Source organism: Pseudomonas gorinensis (assembly GCF_042015035.1).
Lineage (GTDB): Bacteria > Pseudomonadota > Gammaproteobacteria > Pseudomonadales > Pseudomonadaceae > Aquipseudomonas > Aquipseudomonas gorinensis.
Window position 1 is genome coordinate 3,853,974 of the sequence record NZ_CP167125.1, and the last position, 20,033, is coordinate 3,874,006.

Annotated in this window: 15 protein-coding genes; 3 read left to right on the top strand and 12 right to left on the bottom strand. The window is 62.8% G+C overall.

The genetic code is table 11. From position 1 onward, the window contains the following. The first annotated feature begins 92 nt into the window (after positions 1-92). The gene (locus tag AB7933_RS17595; RefSeq protein WP_024075497.1) at positions 93-590 is read left to right on the top strand and encodes a BCAM0308 family protein; all 498 of its coding nucleotides are present in this window, start codon (positions 93-95) and stop codon (positions 588-590) included. 11 nt (positions 591-601) lie between these two features. On the opposite strand, the gene mgtA is transcribed toward AB7933_RS17595, so the two are convergent. Next, entirely contained in the window at positions 602-4,189 is a 3,588-nt protein-coding gene (gene mgtA / locus AB7933_RS17600) for a magnesium-translocating P-type ATPase (RefSeq protein ID WP_024075498.1), read from the bottom strand. Positions 4,190-4,421: 232 nt separating this feature from the next. On the opposite strand from mgtA, the gene AB7933_RS17605 reads away from it, so the two are divergent. After that, entirely contained in the window at positions 4,422-4,991 is a 570-nt protein-coding gene (locus AB7933_RS17605; RefSeq protein WP_024075499.1) for a GNAT family N-acetyltransferase, read from the top strand. On the opposite strand, the gene AB7933_RS17610 is transcribed toward AB7933_RS17605, so the two are convergent. The 8 genes from AB7933_RS17610 to AB7933_RS17645 form a co-directional block, all read right to left on the bottom strand. Further along, positions 4,969-6,699, bottom strand: coding sequence for an HAD-IIB family hydrolase (locus AB7933_RS17610; RefSeq protein WP_024075500.1), 1,731 nt, complete (start codon positions 6,697-6,699; stop codon positions 4,969-4,971). The genes AB7933_RS17605 and AB7933_RS17610 overlap by 23 nt on opposite strands. A 76-nt stretch (positions 6,700-6,775) precedes the next feature. Further along, positions 6,776-7,474: a dienelactone hydrolase family protein gene (locus AB7933_RS17615; protein ID WP_024075501.1), complete on the bottom strand. Its 699-nt coding sequence runs from the start codon at positions 7,472-7,474 to the stop codon at positions 6,776-6,778. Between the two features lie 180 nt (positions 7,475-7,654). Continuing rightward, positions 7,655-8,761 carry an NAD(P)H-hydrate epimerase gene (locus AB7933_RS17620; RefSeq protein ID WP_305451973.1) on the bottom strand — a complete coding sequence of 369 codons (1,107 nt, stop codon included), beginning with the start codon at positions 8,759-8,761 and terminating at the stop codon, positions 7,655-7,657. A gap of 14 nt (positions 8,762-8,775) precedes the next feature. Next, positions 8,776-9,810, bottom strand: a complete 1,035-nt coding sequence (adhP, locus tag AB7933_RS17625; RefSeq protein ID WP_024075503.1) for an alcohol dehydrogenase AdhP — start codon at positions 9,808-9,810, stop codon at positions 8,776-8,778. 64 nt (positions 9,811-9,874) lie between these two features. Next, entirely contained in the window at positions 9,875-11,311 is a 1,437-nt protein-coding gene (locus AB7933_RS17630; RefSeq protein ID WP_024075504.1) for an NAD(P)(+) transhydrogenase (Re/Si-specific) subunit beta, read from the bottom strand. Positions 11,312-11,320: 9 nt separating this feature from the next. Beyond that, on the bottom strand, positions 11,321-11,662 hold the full coding sequence (locus AB7933_RS17635) for an NAD(P) transhydrogenase subunit alpha (protein WP_024075505.1): 342 nt from the start codon (positions 11,660-11,662) through the stop codon (positions 11,321-11,323). Next, a complete protein-coding gene (locus AB7933_RS17640; protein ID WP_024075506.1) occupies positions 11,659-12,795 on the bottom strand; it encodes an NAD(P) transhydrogenase subunit alpha in 1,137 nt (378 codons plus the stop codon). Before AB7933_RS17640 ends, AB7933_RS17635 begins: the two co-directional genes overlap by 4 nt. Positions 12,796-12,858: 63 nt before the next feature. Beyond that, on the bottom strand, positions 12,859-14,241 hold the full coding sequence (locus AB7933_RS17645; protein ID WP_024075507.1) for an NAD-dependent succinate-semialdehyde dehydrogenase: 1,383 nt from the start codon (positions 14,239-14,241) through the stop codon (positions 12,859-12,861). A gap of 398 nt (positions 14,242-14,639) precedes the next feature. Between AB7933_RS17645 and AB7933_RS17650 the strand changes: the two genes are divergently transcribed. Further along, positions 14,640-16,493, top strand: coding sequence for a response regulator (locus AB7933_RS17650; RefSeq protein ID WP_024075508.1), 1,854 nt, complete (start codon positions 14,640-14,642; stop codon positions 16,491-16,493). A 281-nt stretch (positions 16,494-16,774) separates the two neighbouring features. Here the strand turns inward: AB7933_RS17650 and AB7933_RS17655 are convergent, their stop codons facing one another. From AB7933_RS17655 to AB7933_RS17665, 3 genes are all read right to left on the bottom strand, one after another. Beyond that, positions 16,775-17,464 (bottom strand): BON domain-containing protein, encoded by a 690-nt coding sequence (locus AB7933_RS17655; protein ID WP_024075509.1) that lies wholly within the window; start codon positions 17,462-17,464, stop codon positions 16,775-16,777. Between the two features lie 121 nt (positions 17,465-17,585). After that, positions 17,586-18,968, bottom strand: coding sequence for an MBL fold metallo-hydrolase RNA specificity domain-containing protein (locus tag AB7933_RS17660; protein WP_024075510.1), 1,383 nt, complete (start codon positions 18,966-18,968; stop codon positions 17,586-17,588). A gap of 35 nt (positions 18,969-19,003) precedes the next feature. Then, positions 19,004-19,924 (bottom strand): universal stress protein, encoded by a 921-nt coding sequence (locus tag AB7933_RS17665; RefSeq protein WP_024075511.1) that lies wholly within the window; start codon positions 19,922-19,924, stop codon positions 19,004-19,006. Between the last annotated feature and the right edge of the window lie 109 nt (positions 19,925-20,033).

Consider the following 20,033-nt stretch of genomic DNA (forward strand, 5'->3'; position numbering starts at 1 on the left):
TCAACGCGCTCGATGGCAAACAGCGTCCAAATCAACCCGTGAAATCCACGCGGCCTTCATTACTTTTTCCTCGATGCGCCAGGAGAAACGCCATGGACAAATATCAGCAGAGTCAGAAAAACAAACTGTTCAAAACCCAGGCCCATGATCCCTATTGCCTGCAGCGGGTTGAAGGGGCGGCTATGTGCCCGCAGTGCGACGCGGTGTATGAAGCCGGTAACTGGCATTGGAACCGAGCTGAAAATACCGGGGTCCACAACGCCCAATCCGTGACCTGCCCTGCCTGCCGCCGCATTGCGGAGAATGCCCCCGCCGGCACTGTGACGCTGTCGGGCAGCTTCTTGCGAAAGCACTATGACGAAATCATCCACCTGATCAAAAACACCGAAAAAATGGAAGCAACGGAGCACGCGCTGGAGCGCATCATCCACCTGACGGATAGTGAGGACGACCTGGTGGTGACCACCACCGGGATTCATCTCGCGAATCGCCTGGGGCATGCGCTGGAGGCTGCGTTCAAAGGCAAGGCCCAATATCGCTACGGCGACACTCAGTACGGCCTGAGTGTTACGTGGACACGCAATGAATAGTCCCGACGCGGTTAACGCAACGCCGTATCGCGAGCGCGACTCAACCGCTGGCGATGGTAAAACAGCCGCTTGACCCACTCAGCCGCACCCATGTAGACCAGGCTGATTGCCAGCACTGTCAGCAGGATCGGCAGTGGCAAAGGCACCAGCCCGAACCACGGCGCTATCGGGCTGTAGGGTAACCCGACAGCCAGCAGGCCGATGGCCGCGGCGCTGCCCAGCAGCAGGGGCGCCGGGCGGCTTTGGTAGAACGGCCTGTAGGTGCGCACGATGAATATGGTCAGCAGTTGGGTCAGCAGCGACTCCACGAACCAGCCACTGCGAAATACCTCGGGGCCCTTCTGCGCCATCAGGTACAGGGCCACGAAGGTGAGGACATCGAACAGCGAGCTGACCAGCCCGAACACCACCATGAAGCTGCGGATCTCGCTGATGTTCCAGCGGTGCGGGGTGCTTTCCCATTCACGGTCAACGTTGTCGCTGGCGATGCCCATGGACGGAATATCGGACAGGAAGTTGTTGAGCAGTATTTGCTTGGCCAGCATCGGCAGGAACGGCAATACCAGGGATGCCAGGGCCATGCTGATCATGTTGCCGAAGTTGGCGCTGGAGACGATCGAGATGTACTTCAAGGTATTGGCAAAGGTATGCCGGCCCTCCTCGATGCCTTCGCGCAATACGTCAAGGTTGTGCTCCAGCAACACAAAGTCGGCGGCTTGCTTGGCCACGTCGGCGGCGTTGTCCACGGAAATGCCGATGTCGGCCACTTGCAGTGCCGGCGCATCATTGATGCCATCGCCCATATAGCCGACCACATGCCCGGTCTTTTGCAGGGCGCGGATGATGCGTTCCTTCTGGTTGGGGTCGACCTCGGCAAAGAGCATGGTCAGCGGCGCCAGGTGCATCAACGCTTCGTCCTTCATGCTGGACAGTTCGGCGCCGGTGATGATGCGTTCCACCGGCAGGCCCACTGCCGTGGCCACATGCCGGGCGACCAGATGACTGTCGCCGCTGATGATCTTGACCTGCACCCCCAACCTGTCGAGGCTGGCGAGGGTGTCCTTGACCCCCGGCTCCGGCGGGTCGAAGAACAACAGAAAGCCGCGAAAGGTCATCTCGGTTTCCACCTCCCGGCCATAGTGCGGCTGGTCCGGCACGGCCCGCGTGGCCAGGCCCAGCACCCGGAACCCCTGCTCGCTCCACGCCGCGAAGCGCTGGGCGATCGTCGCCCGTTCGGCCTCGGTCAGCGCCAGGTCCTGCGCGCCGTGACGCACCTGGGTGCAGACTTCGAGCACGTTATCCAGCGCGCCCTTGGTCACCACCAACCGCTCGGCCTCAGGTGCATGGGCGACCACCACGCTCAGGCGCTTGCGCACGAAGTCATACGGCACTTCATCGAGCTTGCTGGCCGCGGGGCACGGCGCCAGGGTTTTACCGGCCAGGGTAATGGCCTCGTCCATCGCGTTGCGCATGCCGGTCTGCAGGCTGGCGTTGAACACCGCCAATTGCAGCACAGGGGTGGCGGGATGGCCCTCGACATCCATGGCGCCGTCCAGCACCACGACACCGCGGGTCAAGGTGCCGGTCTTGTCGGTACACAGGATGTCCATTGCGCCAAGGTTTTCAATGGCATTGAGGTGACGCACGATCACGCCCTTGGCCGCCATGCGCTGCGCGCCCTTGGCCAGCGTAATGCTCAGGATCGCCGGCAACAGTTCCGGTGACAGGCCGATGGATAACGCAATCGCAAACAACAGGGTGTCGAGGGTCGGACGGTGCAGCAGGATATTGATGCCGAACACCACGATGGTGATCACCAGCATCACCCGCAACAGCAGGCCGCCGAAGCGTCGCAGGCCGCGCTCGAACTCGGTCTCGGGCGGGCGCAGCGCCAGGGTCTTGGCGATACGGCCGATTTCACTCTGCGCGGCATAACGCGTGACGAGTACCTCGGCGGTACCGCTGCGCACCGAGGTGCCCATGAACACGCAATTGTGGCGCTGCCCCAAGGTGGCATCCGGCGCGCAGTCCCCCGCCAGTTTTTCCACCGGGAAGGTTTCGCCCGTCAGCAGGCTTTCGCCGATAAAACAGTCGAGTGCCTGCAAGATTCGCCCGTCCGCCGCGATCAGGCTGCCCGCGCTGAGCAGCAGAATGTCCCCTGGCACCACCTCGCTGGCGGCAACGTCCACGGGTTTGCCCGCGCGCCGCACCGTGGCGCGTAGCGCGATCTTGCTGCGCAGTTGTTCCACCGCGTGGCTGGCGCGGCTTTCATACCAGGCGCTGAGTACCGCGCTGATCAGCACAATGCAGCCAACAATCGCCGCATCCAGCCAGTCCCCCACCACCACGGCCACCAGCGCACCCACCATCAGAATCAACACCAAGGGCGTGCGCATTTGCTCCAGCACCAGCCTGCCCAGGCCTTGCGGGCGGTCCTTGGCCTGGGGCGGGGCCCTGCGCAGGCGGGCGCGGGCCTGGGCATGGCTCAAGCCTTGGGGCGTGCTGTGCAGGCTGCTCAATACCTGGCTGAGCGCTGGGCTCCAGTAATCGGCGTCGACCAAGTGCACGGGTTGCCTGGCGGAGGACTGCCATTCCCGATGGGCCAGCCAGAGGCCCGGCAACATCGGTAACCAGAAGGTCAGGCCCCGGAATAACAAGGTGGCGGACAGCGCCACGGCAACATTCACCCCCACCCAATGCAGCGTCACTACCGCCGCGGCTTCGAACGCGCCAAGACCGCCCGGCACAATGCCGATACTGCGCAGCACACTGGCAAGCATAAAGCCGGCAAACAACCCCAACGGCGGTGCGGACACCCCCAGCGCACGCACCAAAACCCACAAGGTGGCGCTGTCCAACAGGATGATTGCCAGTTCCAGCACGGTAATGCGCCACAGCAACCCTCGGCTGCGCACCAACTGGCGGTCGGCGCCCGTGAGCAATGAAACGATCCTGGCAACCATCGCAAAGCGTTGCCCCGGTAAACGCGCCGCCAGGTGAGTACTACCGGCCAGCCTGGGCGTGACGACGGCCAATACCAGGCTGACGGCGACAAACACCAGGCACGTCGTCATCACCGTGGGTGTCGCATGCCCCTGCAAGACCACCACCGGCAACGCCACGCCGACCGACAGCGCATACGCGAGGAAATAGCCGGATAAATCCAGCACCAGGCTGGCCAGCACCACCGGTTTGGCAAACCCCAGGCGCACAAACGACGCCACCACTGCAAAAGCGCCACTGATACCGGAGGACGGCAGGGCTTGATCGACAAACAGCTTCATCAGGCTGAGCTTGCCCGCGTCCCACAGCGACAGACGGTGTGCCCCGGCCTTGAGCACCAGCCGAAACACCTGCCCCTGCGCCATATACGTCAAGGCTTGCAAACCCAGCGCAGCCAGCAGCCACAACGGTTCGGCCTGGGTCAGTAACTGGGTGAAGGATTCAACGTCGGTGAACTGCAACGCCACGCCGACCACGGTCGCAAACATCGCCGCGCCCAACAGCCAGGTCAGCCACAGCGCAGAGCGGCTGTAAGGCTGTTTTTCTTCACGCACGGGGGGATGGGTGACACCTGGAATGGACGGTTTGACAGACATGCCGTGCCCCGGATCGAACCAGCGGAGTGTCCGATTCTGCCGCGGCGACCAGACGTGCGTTTGATTCAGGTCAAACACCCCGGATTGACCGTGCCGCTATCGGGATGGCCGGGCCCTTTGCACCGGGCTTTGTGACTTTAATCAATAAGCCCGCGCTGCCGAAGCCGCACTGTGATGCAGGTCGTTCCGCGAGGCCACCGACTTCACTACCTGCCCTGCACTGGAGCCCCCCATGCTGACCAACCCGCACACTGCCGCGCTCATCGCCGAGATGGATAAAGCGTCACCCGAAGAGCACTGGCTGGAGAAACTGCGCGACGGAACGCATGTGCTGATCCGTCCGCTGTCGACCGACGATCACGCACGCCTGCTGCGCTTCTTCCAGCGTTTGTCGCCGCTGTCACTGCGCTTCCGTTTCCTGGGGGCGGTGACCCATGTCGACGAGCGCATCATCGACTCGCTGCTGAGCGTCCCGGGGGATATCAGCCGGGGTTATCTCGCCTTGATCCACCATGACGGCGAATTGCAGGTCATTGGCGTCAGCCGCTACAGGCAAGCCATGGATAGAGACGACTGCTGCGAATGCGCGGTCGCCGTCGCCGACCCCTGGCTACGCAAGGGGCTGGGGCATTTATTGCTGGGGCACCTGATTGATGCGGCCAGGCGCAACGGCTTCAGCGTGATGCGCTCGACGGATTTATCGACCGATTACCCGATTCATGGTTTGTATAAGCAGTCGGGGTTTACCTCGGTGTACCAGGGGCGTGATTTCGATCGCATTATTCATGAGTTGGCGCTGTGACCGGGGCGGCTCCCGGCGCATCAACCTGCTCAAGGTGGTAGCGCGATTGCACGAGGCGGCTGATCTGTTCCAACGCCACCTGGATGGATACCGCGTCGTCGTTTTCAATCAGGCGGGTTTTGTTGGCCAGGACATCGTCGCGAATCACCTCGCGGAACCAGTTGGAAAAATCCCCAGCCCTTCGATGTTCGCCAAACGCCCGAGCGTCCAGCTGCGCCAGCGCGGATAGAAACTCCGTCAGGTTGGACGCGTGCTTGCCCAGCGCGGGAAAGTAAAACGCGCGCCATGCGCCGACATTGCCGGCAGCGTATTTGCCGCTGTGGCGGTGATGCTTTTGATGCGGCTGCAACTGCTCCAGAAGCACAACCGCTTCACCCTGATGAAGGTCCCAGAGGCATACCGGTTCAAGCCCCGGTGGGTGTGCCGGGAACGCGGGGCACGTTCGCTGCGTGTGATGGGCGAAGCGTTGGACCAATTCCCTCGCGGTGCTGCCCAGGGTCACCAGCATATCGACCCCTTCGAGCAACGCCGGGCAGACTTGGTCGAAGTCCAGGGCCACGATGATCGCCCCCATATTGGCGAGAAACCCCAAGGGCCACACCGCGCGCTGAGGCAGCATGTAGTGGGCTTCGTCCACGATCAGCCAGTAGGGTCGACCGGATGTGCTCCGTAGACGCTGGATAAACGGCAGCAGTTCGCCAAACAGTTGCACCCGGGCGGGCGGGTCCAGGGCGAGCGTGCTCACTACCACGTTGAGCCGGGCCTGTAACAGAAGGCGCAGTGATTCTTCTGTCGTGGGGGGCGTGGTGAGGCCGCCCACGGTAACCGCGTCCTCCAGGCACAGGTAATCGCCCTCGGGATCGATGATGCAGAAATCCTGGCGCGCCTGGACCATGCGTTCTGTCAGCCAGGTCACGTAGCTCGATTTGCCGCACCCCGAATTACCAATGATCAGCAACACCGAGCCTGGCGGTAGCCAGACCGGACGCTCATCGTCGGTCTGGCCCAACTGCAAGCCGATGCGTTCGATCTTGCCCAGCGCCGCGTCTTGTTGCAGCAGCCTTTCTATCAGCTCGCAGACACCCCGACCATGATCCTGTGTCAGGCAGATATCAGCGCGCGCCTTGATCGATTCAATGGCATTGCTCACCGCCGCCGCACAGCCGCAGAGTGCCAGAAACGCGTGGTCATTTTCAGCATCGCCCACCCCCACCACGTTCAGCTCGCAGATCCCCAGCCTCGACAACGCGGCACTCAGGCCCGAGGCTTTGTTCACACAGGACGGCAAGATCATGATCGCATCCTTGTTGAAACTGATCTGCAGCTCCAGGCCAAGCTCGCGGATGGTACTGATCACCGCCTCTTCGAACGGGTGCCAGGTGGCGACCACGGACCGGCCGACGGACAAGGGCGACACCCCCTTTTCGCGCAGGCGCCCCACCAGTTCGGTCGAGGCGGGATCTGCGATGAGTTCCTCGGTATCGGTAGTGGGGTCATACAAGAGCGCGCCATTTTCCGCGACGACCAGGTCGAACAGCGACAGTTGCGCAAAGTGGTGCTTGAGCGCTTGCAACTCGCGGCCGGTAATCAACAGCAGCTTGCGACCGCTGTGTTTCAGGGCGGCGAGCGAGGCACAGACTTCCGGTGGGACGCTGCCGTTTTCGGCAATAGTGCCGTCATAGTCGACCGCCAAGGCTAAGAAGTGCATGGGTGCTCCTTGAGGAGTTGACCTCGACAAAAACCGGCCGATTGGTGGGCCATCGCTCAGGGCGCGAACTTCACGTTCAGGGCCTATGGAGGGGTGGGCAAGGGTTCGGGTGCAGGTACTTTTCAAACCAATTGCCGGTCAACCTCGCCACGTCCGCCAGGGCGCCTGGTTCTTTGAACAGATGGGTGGCCCCTTTCACGACCTCCAGGTGTTGCGTGCAGTGCAACGCCCGGCAGGTCTGTTCATTCACGTGCAGGATCACCGGGTCCTGCGCGCCGACCACTTGCAAGGTGGGCGCCCTGACCCGGCGCAACGCCTGCGCCGCGAGATCGGTGCGCCCTCCTCGGCTGACGACCGCCTGGACCGTGGCCGCACGGGTGGCGGCGACCAAGACGGCGGCCGCGGCCGTACTGGCGCCGAACAACCCCAGGGCGAGCGGGCGTAACTCGGCATCGTGGGCAATCGCCTCGATGACCCTGGTCAGTCGATCGGCGAGCAAGGAAATGTCGAAGCGCAGCACGCCGGTCAGGTTATCCCAGCGTTGCTCGGTCCGCGTCAGCAGGTCGAGCATCAAGGTCCCCATGCCGTGGCGAGCCAGGTACTCCGCAATATAGTGGTTGCGCGGGTTGGAATGGCCCCCGCCGCTCCCATGCACCAGAATGACCAGGCGCTCGGTGCCTGGCGGCAATCGCAAATCACCTGCCAGCTCAAAGCCGGAAAAGTTGAACTTCCTGTATTGGAGCCCAGAGACCGTAACGCCAGCGGGAGAAGCCATTGGTTGAATACCTTCGTATGTAATCTTTTGGGGGGGGCAAGGTACTTCAGACGTGGCTTCATCTTTGTTCTTTCATCAAGTCGATCACCCTGCCGACCTGGAGCCGCTGCGGGCTAACTTGCCTTTTTTTGGCAAGCGCTCCTTGATAAAAATCAAACCCGCGCCGATCGAGGGGCCAAATCAATTGACCAGGCCACGCAACAGCACGGGCAGCACGGCCGGCCAGTCTTGTGCCGAGAACCCCGGACCGAACTCGGCAATGGCCGCGCCGTGCAGCCACATGCCCGCCGCTGCCGCCGACAACGCCGGCATCCCCTGGGCCTGCAGGCCATGAATGATCGAGCGCGATACGACGCTGGCACCCGCCCGGTTCGAGGGTGTATTGCTGTTGATGATGGCTTGGCCATCCGGCGCAGCAATGACCGTGTCACCACCTTCAAGGACCACCACCCTTGAGCAGGACTGGGCAGCGGCTCGAGTGCGGGTCAGCGAGTCGCCTGAAAACGCGAATTTCTGTCGGAATTCGTCCTCGTCGAGGGGCAGCACGCCGGCGCATCGGGGGGCACGATCCTGGGTGGCGATGGGCGGCAAGTCGCTCAGCCACAACCGGGGATGGTTCTCATAGGTCTGGGGGACGAGGGTGTCGAGCACCGTTTCGGGGGTACCGATATCGGCAACGACGACATCGCCACACAGTGCCCGCCCAGGTTGCAACAGATGGCCCGGTTTCTTGCGAAAAAACGGCACGGTCAGCACGGCCGCGACCGCGCCCAGGCTTTCACCGGTATCGCCCATGACCCCGCTGGGTATATCGATCGCGATAATCGGAGCATTGCCACGGCCCGCGGCGGTCAGCGTCTCGAGGACCGGCCCTTGCAGGGCGCGGGCAAGGCCGGCGCCGAACACCGCGTCAACGATCAGTTCGGCCCCCTCGAGCACCGCTGGGCTCAGCGTGTGAACCGCGCCCTGCCAGCGTTGTGCGTGCTGCTTGGCTTCGCCCTTCAGGGCCGATGGATCGCCCCATATGGCCAGCGTCACCGGCCAGCCTGCCTCGGCCAGACGATGCGCGGTGACAAAGCCATCCCCTCCGTTGTTGCCCGGCCCGCAGAGCACCACCAGCGGCCTGGGCGTCCAGCGGCGCTGGATTTCGCGCGCCACGGCCTCACCGGCATTGCTCATCAACGCGAAAGACGACACGCCAGCGACAACCGAGAGCCGGTCGGCTTCCGCCATCTGACTCACCGTCAGCAACACGCTCTGGCGCCGATCTCTGTCAAACGTATGCATGCTTTTTCACGCTCTCAACGGCCACTGAAATCGATCACCACCCGCGCGGGGACATCGCCATGCTCAAGGCGCTCGAACACCTGGTTGATCGCAGACAACGGCTGCAGTTCAATGTCGGCCTTGACCTTGCCCGCGGCGGCGAACGCCAGCGCCTCCGCCATGTCCTGGCGATTGCCGACGAACGAGCCGCGCACCGTAATGCAGTTGGCGACCACGTCGAACAATGCCATGGGAAACTCGCCAGGGGGCAAGCCGACGAGCACGCAGGTCCCCAGTTTGCGGGTCATCGCGACGCCTTGCTTGAACGCGCCGAGCGAAGGCGCGGTAATGAGCACCCCATGGGCACCGCCCTGGGTGGCGGCAATGACCGCGGCCACCGGGTCCGCACCTTTGGCGTTCACCACTGCTTCAGCCCCCAGTTGCGTGGCATGGGCCAGCTTGCGCTCGTCGATGTCGACGGCACACACCCGCAGCCCCATGGCCTTGGCGTACTGAACCGCGAGATGGCCCAGGCCGCCCACCCCGGAAATGACGATCCACTGCCCCGGCCGCACATCCGCCTCCTTGATGCCTTTGTAGGTGGTCACCCCGGCGCAAATGATCGGCGCGGCCTCACACGGTGTCAGGCCGGCGGGGATATGCGCCACATACTCAGGGTCTGCCAGTATGTATTCGGCAAAGCCACCGTTGCGCGTGTAGCCGCCAAACTCGGCCTGGGCGCAAACGGTTTCCCAGGCTTGCAGGCAGTATTCGCAATGGCCGCACGCCGAATACAGCCATGGCACCCCCACGCGCTCGCCCTTCTGTACGGCCGTCACGCCTTCGCCCAGCGCCACCACGATGCCGATGCCCTCGTGTCCAGGGGTAAAGGGTAAGGAAGGCTTGAGTGGCCAATCCCCCCGCGCCGCATGCAGGTCGGTGTGACACACCCCGCAGGCTTCCACTTTAATCAGGATCATCCCCGGCCCCGGTACCGGAATATCCACCTGGCGCATGACCAATGGTTGTCCAAATGACTCGACGACGGCGGCTAACATCTTACTGTTCATCTCGCGACCCTCTTGCAGAGTGGTGTTTGCCGGCCCGGCGAGTGCCCGGCCAGCCCGAAAAGCCTTAACCCAAACCTCTGACCGCCTCGATCATCTTGACCAGGACAGCCTGTGCATCGCCGTACACCATGTTGCAGTTTTCTGCGTAAAACAGCGGGTTCTGAATACCCGCGTAGCCCTTGCCTTCCCCGCGCTTGACCACATACACGTGATGCGCCTTGTCCACGTCCAGGATCGGCATGCCATAGATGGGCGATGCCTTGTCATTGCGTGCCGCGGGGTTGACCACGTCGTTGGCGCCGATGACCAGCACCATATCGGTGTCGGGGAAGTCGGTATTGATGTCTTCGAGCTGGAAAATCAGGTCGTAGGGCACCCCCGCTTCTGCCAGTAACACGTCCATTTGCCCCGGCATGCGCCCCGCCACCGGGTGTACCGCGAAACGCACAAGGACACCGTGGGCCTGCAACAGCTTCACGAACTCATAGAGCTTTTGCTGGCCCTGGGCGACAGCCAAACCATAACCCGGCACGATGATGACTTTAGCGGCGTAGCGCATGGCGACCCCGGCATCACTGGCGGCGGTCGGCTTCAGCTCGCCCGTGATCACCGCGCCTTTGCGAACGGGCTGATCACCAAAACGGGCAAACAACACATGCGCCACCGTGCGATTCATGGCGTTGGCCATCAACAATGTAAGCAACACACCGGCGGCGCCCACCAGCATGCCCGCGATCATCATGGCCGGAACCTGCAACACAAACCCTTCGAGGCCGACCGCCAGGCCGGTAAAGGCATTGTAGATGGAGATCACCACCGGCATGTCGGCACCGCCGATGGGCAACGTCATCAACACGCCAAACAGCAACGCCCCCGCGAAGAACCCGGCGATCAACCAGGGCACATGGCCAGGCACGCCGTCTGCCGCCTGCATGGCGAGCATCAGCCAGCTGCCGGCAGCCAGGGTCAGCAGCATCACCGCCGCGTTGATCAGTTGCAGGCCCTTGAGGCGCAGGGGTTTATCGAGGCGACCATCGAGCTTGGCCCAGGCGATCAACGAACCCGATAGCGAAACCGCGCCGATCAGTGCGCCGAACAACGTGCCGGCCAAGGTGGGCAGGTCGAGCGCCCGCGCGCCGAACAGTTCCATGGCCGCGATGGCGGCGGCGGCGCCACCGCCCATACCGTTGTAGATCGCGACCATCTGCGGCATGGCGGTCATTGCCGCCTTGCGCCCACTCCACCAGGCAGCGCCACCGCCCAGCAACAAGGCCACCAGCGCCAGGCCGATGTTGGTGGGCAGATGCGGTCGTGCCGCCTCGCTCACGGAAAACACATAGAGGAAACTCACGATCACCGCGCCCGCCATGCCCCACCCGGCCACATGGATACCGCCGGGGGCCGTGACAGGCGACGACATGCGCCACAACCCGAAGAGCAGTAAAAACGCGGCGAAGAAGTACACCAGCCCTATCAGCCATTGCGACGTCATCATCAACATGATCAAACCTCAGGCCTTCTCAGCCTTGCGGGTGGCGGAGTGATGGGCTTTGCGCCGCTTGGGCTCCGGCGCGCTGGTCTGGAACATGGCGAGCATCCGGCCGGTGACGGCGTACCCGCCCGCTGCATTCCCCGCCCCGAGCAGCACCGCGACGAACCCGGCCACTTGCTCTGGCAGTGTCGCGGCGTCGAGCAAGCCGATCAGGCCACCGATCACCACGATGCCGTGGATAAAGTTCGAGCCCGACATCAACGGTGTATGCAGGATCGCCGGGACCCGGCCAATGATGACCCAGCCGGCAAACGCGGCGAGCATGAAAATATACAGGCCGATAAAACCAACGTTGCTCATGAGGTTTTCTCCTTGGGCGCATCTGTCGGGCTCAGCGGTGGCATGAGTTTGCCGGCGTGGGTGAGCGCCGTTTGCGCCAGTAACGGATCGTCCCAATCAATGTGGATGACGTTGTTTTTCAACATCAGCGCCAAGAGGTTGAACTGGTTTTTCGCATACAGCAGGCTGGCGTCCTGGCTCAAGGACGAAGGCAGGTTCAACGGCGCCAACAGCGTGACCTGACCGACCTTGACGGTCTGGCCGGGGACGCAGCCCTCGCAGTTGCCCCCGCCTTCGGCGCCCAGGTCGACGATCACGGCGCCAGGCTTCATCCCGGCGAGCTGTGCGGCGCTGATCAGGCGTGGCGAAGGCCGCCCCGGTACGGCCGCCGTGGTAATCACCAGGTCTGCCCGTTGGATATGCTCAGTCAGCACGAGCGCGACCTGGTGTTTTTCCGCGTCACTCAACTCCCGTGCATAACCGCCTTTGCCCCGCGCATCGACCCCCACGTCGACAAAACTGGCGCCCAGGGAGCGCGCCTGCTCGGCGGTTTCCGGGCGCACGTCGTACCCTTCGACCACCGCGCCCAACCGATGCGCGGTGGCGATGGCCTCCAGCCCCGCGACACCCAGGCCCAGCACCAGCACCCGAGCAGGCCCGACGATGCCGGCCGCGGTGGTGACCTTTGGCAGTATGCGAGACAGATGCACCGACCCCAGTTGCACGGCGTAGTACCCCGACAATGCCGATTGGCTGGACAACGCGTCCATCGACTGGGCCCGCGTGGTCCGCGGCAGCCGCTCCATGGCAAAACACGTGATTTGGCGCTCCAGCAAGCGTTGCACCAGGGCCGGGTTGTTCTGCGCATACACAAAACACAGGAGCAGCGAGCCCGGCTTCATTTTGCCGACCACCTCCTGCGAAGGTGCCTGCACGGCGAGGACCACATCGGCCTCATGCAGCCACTGCCCGTTGCCGGAGACGAACACCACGTCCGTATAAGCCGCGTCGGGCAGGAAGCTCGCGTCCCCTGCCCCCGTTTGCATATGCAGCTTGGCGCCCAATGCACATAACTTCGCACACAGGCTCGGTACCAGGGCCACCCGCCGTTCGTGCGGGTGGGTTTCTTTCATCACAGCCACATTGACGTACATCGCGCGCTCCATGGGGGGCGCCCGCCTGTGTGCGCGCGCCCGGGATAGGGACGGGATAAGGCTTCAGACCGGTGCCTGGGCCGACACGTAACGCACGAGTTTCTTATTGACGAACTGTTGGATGCCCATGTCGCCCAGTTCGCGGCCATAGCCCGAATCCTTGATACCGCCAAAGGGCAGTTCGGCATCGCTCCAACTGATGTTGTTGATAAACATCATGCCGGTCTCGATCCGGCTGGCCACCCGACGTCCCCGCTCCACATCACGGGTGAACACCGACCCGCCGAGGCCAAAGTCGGAATCGTTTGCCAGGGCGATCGCGGCTTCTTCGTCCTTGACGCGGAAAAACAGCGCCACGGGGCCGAAGAACTCGTCGCGGAATGCCGGATTGTCGGGGGCGATATCGGTGAGGATGGTCGGGGTCATGAATGAACCGGCGCGATCGATACGCCCGCCCCCCAGCAGCACCCGTGCCCCGTGGGCCGTCGCCGTGTGCACCTGGCCAAGTAACTGCAACAAGGCGGCTTCCGAAGACAGCGGGCCCAGGGTGGTGCTTTCCTCCATGGGGTCACCGGGTTTCAAGGCCGCAAGCCCGGCCTTGAAGCCTTCCAGGAAGGCATCGGCCATGGATTCGACGACAATGAAGCGTTTTGCCGCGCAGCAGGTCTGCCCGCAGTTATACATCCGCCCCCAGATCGCCCATTTGATCGCCAGGTCCAGGTCAGCGTCCTCAAGCACAATGAACGCATCGCTGCCCCCCAGCTCCATGGAGGACGGCTTCAGGTTCTGTCCCGCCCACGACGCCAGGCTGCGGCCAGCGGCGACACTCCCGGTCAATGCCACCCCACGCACACGCGGGTCGTCCACCACCTGCCTGGACTGCTCGTGGGATATCAGCAGGTTGGTATAGAGCCCCGCCGGTGCGCCGGCTTCGAGCAGGACCTGCTCAAAGGCAATCGCACATTGCGGCACACAACCGGCATGCTTGATCACCAGCACGTTACCGGCCATCAAGTGCGGGCCCGCCACGCGCGCCAACTGATAGAAGGGAAAGTTCCACGGTTCGACGCCGAAGACCACGCCGATGGGGCTGCTCTCCATATGCGCCTCGCCCGCACTCGGCTCCAGCGCCTGCGGCGCCAGGAAGCGCTCGGCGTTCTTGGCGTAGTACGCCATGATATCGGCGCTGAACTTGACTTCGCCGCGGGCCTCGTTGATTCGCTTGCCCATCTCCAATGTGATCTTACGGGCCAGGGTGTCGAAGCGCTGATGCATCAATTCAGCCGCTTTGGCGATGACCGAAGCGCGCTGGGCATACGTCTTGGTTTTCCACGTCGCGTAGCACTGCGCCGCGACGGCCAGTTTGCGCTCTAGTTGCTCAGCCGTCAGCGTATCGAATTGTGCGAGCAACTCGCCGTTGTATGGATTGATCGTCGTGTAAGCCATAACGGTTGCCTTCCCCTCAAATTGAGTCATTCAACGCAGAGCGCACGGCCTGCATCCGCCCTGCCCATAAGCCTGGATTACGATGGTCGCTATGGGGGCAGGTGACTAGCGTCGGAATCTACCCATAAGCCTTTATCAAGGGCTGCTGGCGGGTGATGGCCGAGCACCTTAACGGTGCCGGGGGCGCACTTCGGTGGTGCGCAGACGAGCGAGTTGACGTCTCGCACAGGCTGGTGTCGCGCTTCGTCTTTACGCGCTGTCGATTGGCGCCAGGCAGAAGGCCCTGGGAGGGATGGGAGCTCGGAAAATACTTACATAGATCAATTAAAGCGTCGGACAAAACGCATAGGATTGCGCGGCAGGCAACGCACCATCGGGTCTTGTCAGGAGGGTTAGTCATGCACGTCAACCAATCCATGTCGGAGGACGCCTTACCGCACACGGTATCTGGGAGTGCACCGCCTGCGGCTCAACAACCCTTGGCCCTCAAGACCACGCCCAGCGTCGAACGCTTGCGCGGTATCGACCAGACACTTCGCCAGACAGCACAGTTGGTCTCACTGATCACGGGGCAGCTCGAGGCGAATGAGCTGAATCCGGCGACACCTGCCCAAGGGCTGCTTGAACAGTTGGATGCCACGGTGGAGCACTTGTTGAGCCGGTTCAACACCCCGCTCGACCTGCCCTCCTCCCTCACCGAGAGAGATCGGCATGATGCCGTGGACTTCCCCGTGCAAACCCTGTTCAAGGCACTGGCCCAAGACTGTTTACCGTTGGCCGTCGCCCGGCGCATCAAGCTGCGGATCGTGCCGTGTTCGGCATGGGTCAGGAGCCTTCCCGAGGGCCTCAGGCAAGTACTGAGCAGCCTGATGTACAACCTCATGCACGCGAACCGCAACAGTCGCCTGACGCTGGGCGCCCGGCGCCATCGGCAATGGCTGAGCCTGGAACTGTGGTGTTCGGGCTGTGAAAGCCGCGAGGCCGCCTTGCGCATCGTGTCGATGCCTGTGCATGCGCCCTTCCTGCCGGATGCCTATGGCCGCGCGGGCGCGCTTTCAACCTATGAGTTGAGCGCAATGCTGGGGGCGCAGTTGCAGGTCCGGTACGCGCCCGGAAAAGCCACGCTCATTTCCATCAGCGTACCGTCAGCGCGGTCGTCGGTACGCCCAAAAACCGCGATCAAACCGCCGATCACGGCGTCCCATCGGCTGTTGCTGGTTGTCGAGCCGCAGGCCCTGCTCCGCGAGATGCTGTGCTGCGGCTTAGGTTCGTTGGGCTATCAAACGGCTGCGGTCAGTGATGGTGCCGCCGCGTTGGCGTGGCTGGCACGCTCAGGTCTCCAGCCCGACCTGGTCTTGACCGAACATGCGCTGGCCCCCGCCATGGACGGTGTGCAGTTGGTGCAGCGACTGCGCGATCAATTCAACCGAACCACGCCGGCTATCGTACTGACCGCCGACACCCAGCGGCAGGTTGCCCACGCGGTCCTCGCCGCCGATTGCATGCTGCTGCGCAAACCCGTGAGCTTGAATACGCTGCGCGCAACCCTTGGTACCGCACTGAGCGCGGCAGCCACAGGCCATTCGCCAGGTGCCCTGCCGGTGTCTTCGGGCGCGGTGATCTACCTCGTGGACGAGGACGAGGCGTTGCGCAACAACTTGCGCAGGGTATTGGAGGCCCAAGGTTACCCCGTGCGTGACGCTGCTGGCGCCGAGCAGTTTTTCGAGCGCTATCCCGGCGATCAACGGGGCTGCCTGGTGATTGAAGCACGCCCCTCCGGCATCAGCGGGCTGGAGGTGGTTGGGCGTCTGAGGGCACGGGGGGACGAGTTGCCCATCATCATGATCAGTGGCAACAGCCGCGTCGCGGATGTCGTGGATGCGATGAAGGCCGGCGTGTGCGACTTCATCGAAAAGCCGTTCCGTTACCAGCAGCTATTGACCAGCCTGACAAACGCCTTGGCCAACCAAGCGGATACCCAGGGCTTCAAGGCGCTTCGCCAGGCCGCCATTGACCATATCAGTCACCTGACTCCCCGCCAGCGCCAAATCATGGAGATGGTCCTGGACGGCCACCCCAGCAAGAACATTGCGTTCGAGCTGGGTATCAGCCAAAGGACGGTTGAGAAGCATCGCGCGTCGATCATGAGCCGGACCGAAGCCAAATCGATTCCCGAACTGGCTCGCATCGCCCTGGCGGCCGGTGAAAAAGCCCTTTCAGCCGCGGTTCATGGCAAAGGGCTCACCCCGTGAGCATGATTTTCAGGCCCTGACAAATTCCCCTGTGGCGAGCGGGCTTACTGTGGTGAGCGGGCTTGTCTGTGGCTAGCGGGCTTGTTGTGGCGAGCGGGCTTGCCCCGCGTTGGGCTGCGCAGCAGCCCCAAAGCCAGGCACTGCGGTGCGTCAGTTAAAAACCCATCGCCGGTAATGGGGCCGCTTCGCGCCCCAACGCGGGGCAAGCCCGCTCGCCACAGACAAGCCCGCTCGCCACAGTAAGCGCGCTCGCCACGGAGGGCGATCCGCTGCCCCGTGAGTCAAGCCGCGCCACCTGGGCCATTCGTTTGTTGGGCGGTGGGCGCGACCACCAGGTTGTCGACAACCTTCTGCACCCCGGCCGTGCTCGAGGCCGTCAAACGCGCCATGTCGCGTTCGGGAAGCGACCCGACAACGCCCGAAAGCGTGACGTCCCCGCCGTCCACGCGCACATCGATACCGTGGGCGTCAATAATCGCTCTGCGGCGAAACGCTGATTCGATATCGGTCTTGATGGTTTGCGCAGAGGCATGGGTCTTGACCACGATATCGTTGCTGATCCCCTTGATCCCCGGCAGATAGCGCACTGCATAGCCTGCCGCCTGGCGCTGATGCTCCGAATCGACTTCACCGCTGAGCACCAGCCAGCCATCCGTCACACTGATGTTGACGCGGTGTTCCGCCAGCGAGGTGTTCCCTTGCAACGCTGAAGCGACCGCGGCGACCAGATCGCTGTCGGTACGCACATGGCTGGAAGGCAGAACCACGTCGATGCGGTTGATCAGGTCCACGACGCCAGCCACATGCGCCACAGCCTGTTCGGCGTGCCAGCGCTCGGCATGACTGGTGACATTGCCAGAGAGCGTGACGATACCATCGGACACCTGGACCAGAATCTGATCGGCTTTCAGCGCCAGGTCCCAGTTCAGTTCGTCGATCACCTGCTGCCTCAGCTTTTCATCGCTATTCATAAAAAAGCTCCGGAATGTTTGCAAACGTCTCAAGCCGCCCAAGCGTAGCGCGTTGCCACCCGCCCGAGCAGGTCGGAAAGTACCTATTCCAAGCACTACCCAGACGCCGCACGTACGTGCGCTAAGCGCTCAATTGCCGCTCCACGGCGGGCAGTTCCACACAGTCCCGATACTCAGGTACCGACACCGACCAGCCCAGCTCCTGGCTGATGCGCCGGCGCAGCACATCCGAGGCGTTGGGTTCACCGTGGACGACATAGGTATGTTTCGGCGCGCGCTTGAAGCCGCGCAGCCATTGCATGATTTCATCGGCATCAGCGTGAGCAGAGAGGGTTTGCATGGGCACGACCTCTGCGCGGATCGGCACGTCCTGGCCATGGATACGGACCGACGGCGCGCCAGCGACAATCTGTGCGCCGCGTGTGCCACCGGCCTGGAAACCGGGGACCAACAGGGTGTTGAGTGGGTTGGGCGCCAGCGCCTTGAGGTGGTGCAACACACGCCCACCGGTGGCCATGCCACTGGCAGCAATGATGATCGCCGGGGTGCGTTGCTGGTCCAGGTCAATCGACTGTTGCACGGAACACACGAAGTGCGTGCCATCGCACATGCCCTGGCACTCTTCCAGCGACAACCGATGCTCCGACCGAAAGCGCTGGTACAAACGGGTGACGTCCGTTGCCATCGGGCTATTGAGGTAGATCGGCAGGTCCGGGATCGCATGCCGTTGTTTCAGGCGATACAAGTGATACATCAGCAGTTGCGCGCGCCCGACGGCAAACGACGGTACCAGGGTGATGCCGTGGCGCAGCGCGGTGCGGGTGATCACTTGCGCCAATTGTTCCTCGGGCGGCTCCACGGGGTGTTGACGATCGCCATAGGTCGACTCCACCAGCAGATAGTCGGTTTGCTTGATGGTTTGCGGGGCGAACATCAAGGGATCGTTCGGGCGCCCCAGGTCACCGGAACACACCAGCGTGACGCCATCGGCAACGATTTCGATCGTCGCCGCACCAAGAATATGCCCGGCATCACGCAGCAGGATGCTCAAGCCTGGGGCAATCGCGACGCGGTGCTGCAGTTCGATCGGCCGCAGCAGTTTCAATGCCCGCTCGGCGTCCTGTTCGGTGTAGAGCGGCAAGGCCGGAGTGTGCTTGGAGAACCCGTGGCGGTTGGCGAACTCGGCCTCTTCTTCCTGCAAGCGGCCGCTGTCGCGCAGCAGGATTTTGGCCAGTTCACAGGTGGCGGGCGTGGCGTATACGGGACCGCGATAGCCATTGCGTACCAGCAGCGGCAGGTAGCCGCTGTGGTCCAGGTGGGCATGTGTCAGCACGATAGCGTGCAGGTCGCGCGCCGGCAGCTGGAACGCATCCCAGTTGTGCAGGCGCAGTTGCTTGTAGCCCTGGAACAGGCCGCAATCGACCAGAATGTGCAGGTCTCGATGCTCCAGCAGGTATTTGCTGCCGGTGACCGTGCCAGCGGCCCCCAGAAATGTCATGCGCATGCTTGTCTCCTTGATCGTTTAAAAAATGGGCCGTTTCAATCAGACCGGGGCAGCGGCTTGACGATCATCAAACTGCAGGACGTGCGGTTCAGCACGCTTTCGGCGGTGCTGCCCAGCATCCGATCGAGCCGGTCGCGATAGACCGTGCCGAGCACGACCACATCGAATGCATGCTGGCGGGCGAACTGGCTGATCACTTTGTGGGGCATGCCGCTGAGCACATGTTGGCGTTTTTTTTCGATGCCATGGCGTTCGGCAAGCTCATCAAAGGCTTCCGCCTGGGCGTCGTTGACGGCTTCGCTCAAACTGCTTTCCAGGCTGTGGGTAGGCACGCTCAGGGCCGTATCGCCCACCACCGCCCAGTTGCTGACATTCAACAGATGCAGTTGCGCTTCGCAGGCCCGCGCCCAGGTGGACGCCATTTCGACGACGCGCTCGTTCAGCCCGAAGGTCAGCTCTTCCAAGTGCGACAGATCAACGGCGGCGAGCACTTTCAACGGCTTTGGGCGCTTGGCGTTGGTCACCAGGTGCAGGCAGGCCGGGCAGTCGCGCAACAACAGCCAATCCAGGGGGCGGTGGAAGGTGCGCTCGAGCGCCGAAACATGTTCCACATCCTTGACCACCAGGTCTGGGTGGAAGTCGTTCACGTAGTCCAGCACCTGCGACAGGCTTGGCTTGGCCCACACCACCTCACTGGTCATCTGCAACCCGGTGCGCCGCAGGAAACGTATCTGCTGTTCCAGCCAGTGACGGTGGACCTGCAGGTAGCCTTCCCTGGCCTGGGCCATCGCGTCATGGTCAAACACGCCAGCCAGCGCCAGCGGCGTGACATAGTCGAACGCCACAATATGCAGCAATGCCCCACTGGCAGTGGCCAGTGCCTGAGCCCTATCAAAGGCCGGGGTGCGCGTCATCTCGGAGGGTGCGATCAATAAGATACGTTTGAGTTTGAGCATCACATACCTCAATCCGGGCCGGCGTTACCGCCTGACTGCCACTCAACTGCCTGTCGAGCCCCATGCCCCCTTCATCCAGATTGAAAAGTCGTGGTTGAAGTATCAGACC